The organism is Actinokineospora sp., assembly GCF_050699995.1.
GTDB lineage: Bacteria > Actinomycetota > Actinomycetes > Mycobacteriales > Pseudonocardiaceae > Actinokineospora.
On the sequence record NZ_JBOHGC010000317.1, the window covers coordinates 1 to 3,100 of the forward strand.

Here is a 3,100-nt window from a genome sequence, read left to right on the forward strand (position 1 = left end):
GGTCCAGCCCGGCGAGCGCCTCCGCGCGGGCGGCGGTGCCCTGCGCGCGGGCGGCCAGGATCGCCGCCCGGCCCGCGTGCGCGGTGACGACGATGGGCACATGCCCTGGCGCGGCGTCGGTCGCCGCCCGCAGCGTGCGCAGCGCGTCGCCGGAGCGCGAACGCCAAGTCCGCAGCCACCCGAGGACGAGGAGCGCGTCGGCGGCCAGGTACCCCATCTGCCCGACCGCGGCCACCAGCCGCTCGGCCTGCTCGGCGAGACCGTCCCACGGCCCGGTCGCGGCGCGCAGTCGCAGTTCGGTGCCCGCCGCGAGCGAGGAGAGGTAGGGCGCGGATCGGTCGTCGACGAGTGCGGCGGCCGCGTCGAGGTGGTGCCGGGCGGGCCCGAAGTGGCCGTTCCACACCGCGGCGTCGGCCAGGTTCGCATGGGTGCGACCGAGTTGGCGGCGCAGGGCCGGCGTCGCGGGCGCCGACGGCAGCGTGTCGACGACCTGCCACGCGCCCGGGTCGGCGATCTGCATCCGCACCGTGATCCGGTTCGCGCTCAGGGCGGCGATGGCCTCGCTGTCGGTGGTGCCCGCGCAGGCCTGCTCGGCCTGGGCCAGCCAGCGCAGGTTCGTGGCTACCGGAACGAACCCGACTTGCGGCAGCGCCAGGGTCGCCATGCCACGGGCGCGGACCGCGCGTCTGCGGGGCAGATCGGTGAGCGCGCGTTCGATCTCCCGCTGTCCCGCCGCGACCTGCCCGACCTGGGTGACCAGCACCAAGCCGAGGTTCATCCGGATCTCGGCGCTGACGTCCCTGGGCAGCGGCCAGTCCCGCACGACGGTGCGCAGCCGCTCGATCGTGGCCGGGGTCGCGATGCCCTGCAGCATCTCGCGGCTCAGCCGCAGCGCGACGGCCTCCTTTGCCGAGACCGGCAGTTCGGCGTCGTCGAGCGCGTTCTCCAGGATCCGCATCCCCGCGGCCGGGACCCCGGCGTCGGCCGCCTCCCGCGCGGCGGCCAGCACGCACTCCGCCCAGCGGTCCAGTTCGTCGGCGTGGCGGTAGTGGTGGGCCAGCAGCGCGAGACCGGGTCGGGCGGACGCGCCGAGCCGCTTGATCGCCCGCAGGTGCATCTCCCGGCGGCGCGGGCCGGGGATCGCGTCGTACACCGCCCGGGCGGCGATCGGGTGGCGCAGCTCGTAGTGGCCGTGGGCGGTCTCGTGGAGCAGCCGGGCGTGCAGCGCGCCTTCCAGCGCGACCGCCATGCCCCGGCCCGACAGCCCGGACAGCGCGGCGATGTCAGCCTCAGCCGCCGCGCGGCCGAACACGGCGACGGCGCGGCACACCGCGGTGGTGGGTCTGCCCAGCTGGGCCAGTCGTTCCACGACGGCGTCGCGGACCCGCGCGGGTACCCCGATCTCGTCGAGCCCGGCGGGCGTCGGCGGGTGGTCGCCGAGTTCGCGTACGAGCGCCTCCACTACCAGCGGCACCCCGGCGCTACGTCGGTGCACCTCGGCGGCGAAGTCGGGGTCATCGCCCACGCCGGACGCGTGGAGGAATTCCGCGACACCCGCCACCGTGAGCGGCCCCACATCGACCTGGGTCATGGCGTGGCCGCGACCCCGATAGGGCTCCAGCACGTCGTTGACGTTGATCTCGTCGCCGCGGTACACCGCCACGACCGTCACCGCGCTGCGCGGCGACAGCGCGAGGAACCGCACCAGGTCGAGGGTCTCCTCGTCGGCCCACTGCAGGTTGTCGAGCACGAGCAGCGGCCGGTCGAGCGCGTCGAGCACCGCCGCCACCGCCCGCAACACCTGGTGCCGGGCGACCGACGGCGACAGCGGGACCTCGTGCGCGGGAAGCAGCCCGCGCAGTTCGGGAAGCAGCGGCGCCAGGGCTCCGGTGATCGGTGCGAGCACGGTCCCGACCATGCGCAACTCGTCCACCGCACCCGCGAGCATCTCGACGATCGCGCCGTACGGATGGGTTGTCCGCACCGGCAGGCAGTGCGCTTCGAGGACCGTGCGCCCGGTGATCACGGGGTGGCGCACCAGTTCGCGCACCAGCCGGGTCTTGCCGACGCCTGCCTCGCCCTCGACCACCACGAGCCGGTGCCCCTCGGCGACCGCGCTCACCAGCGTGTCGAGTTCCGCGGCCCGGCCGGAGATCGAAGCCTCCGGGTGGGTCTGGTCGAGCTTGGCAGCCGCCATCGTGGTTCACCTTCTTATCAGCCGCCCGAGCGATGCCTACGATGATGTAGCTACGTAGTGGCCACAGCCAGGGGTCACTGTTAATCAGGTATACCTAGAAATTGCCATGCAAGCGTTCCGGCCCGCCCCAGGGACGGGCCGGAACGGTTTCGGATCAGCTCACGCCGTAGTTGGTCAGCCTCCCGCCCGGGTACACCTTCGTGCCGTTGCGCTCGGCATAGCCCTTGTAGGCCGTGGAACCCTCATAGAAGGTCCAGCCGCCGATCGTCTTGCCGTGGACGCTCACGTACGACGTGCCCGAGAGCAGGCTGAAGTGCACGTGCGCGCCGTTGGCGGAACCGCCGCACGGCAGCGCCGTGCCGGTCGCGCCGAGGTAGGTGCCCGTGTCCACGGACGCCCCGTCGGCCAGGGTGGTCAGGTTCGTCATGTGGTAGTACGACGTCCGGTATCCGTTGTTGTGCACGACGGTGACCAGCGCACTTCCGTTCTTGACGCACGACTTGTACACCTTGCCCGGGCCCGCGGAGCGCACGCTGCCCTGGCCGCCGAAGTCCAGCGAGCTGAACGGCCGGGTGCTCCCGCTGTACCCGTGCGGGCCGCCACCCATCGGCCAGACCGAGCCCTGCGACCAGGGCAGGGCCAGTCCGGTCGCCGCGGCCGCGGCGGCGGAGTCGCTCGGGGACTGGGTGAACAGGTCGCGCTCCTGCGCCGACAACACGGACTCGGGCGCCTTCGCCGCCAGCGCCCGGAACTCCGGACTGCCGTCGAAGGCGACGCGCCACGTGCGGCCGTCGAGCCGGGCCAGGAAGATCCCGGCCTCCGGGGCGCCGTGCTTCTGCCGGGCGTCGCCGGGGATCGGGATCACCGCGGTGCCGAACGCCCACTCGCCGGACGCGTCGGACC

2 protein-coding genes are annotated in these 3,100 nt (G+C 73.5%); both read right to left on the reverse strand.

Annotation, left to right across the window (positions count from 1 at the left end; genetic code table 11):
• Positions 1-2,197, reverse strand: a 2,197-nt coding sequence (locus ACRDSQ_RS15670; RefSeq protein WP_431421913.1) for an ATP-binding protein, incomplete at its 3' end; no start/stop codon positions are given.
• Between the two features lie 154 nt (positions 2,198-2,351).
• Positions 2,352-3,100 (reverse strand): M23 family metallopeptidase (locus ACRDSQ_RS15675; protein WP_431421914.1); only part of this gene is annotated, 749 nt, incomplete at its 5' end.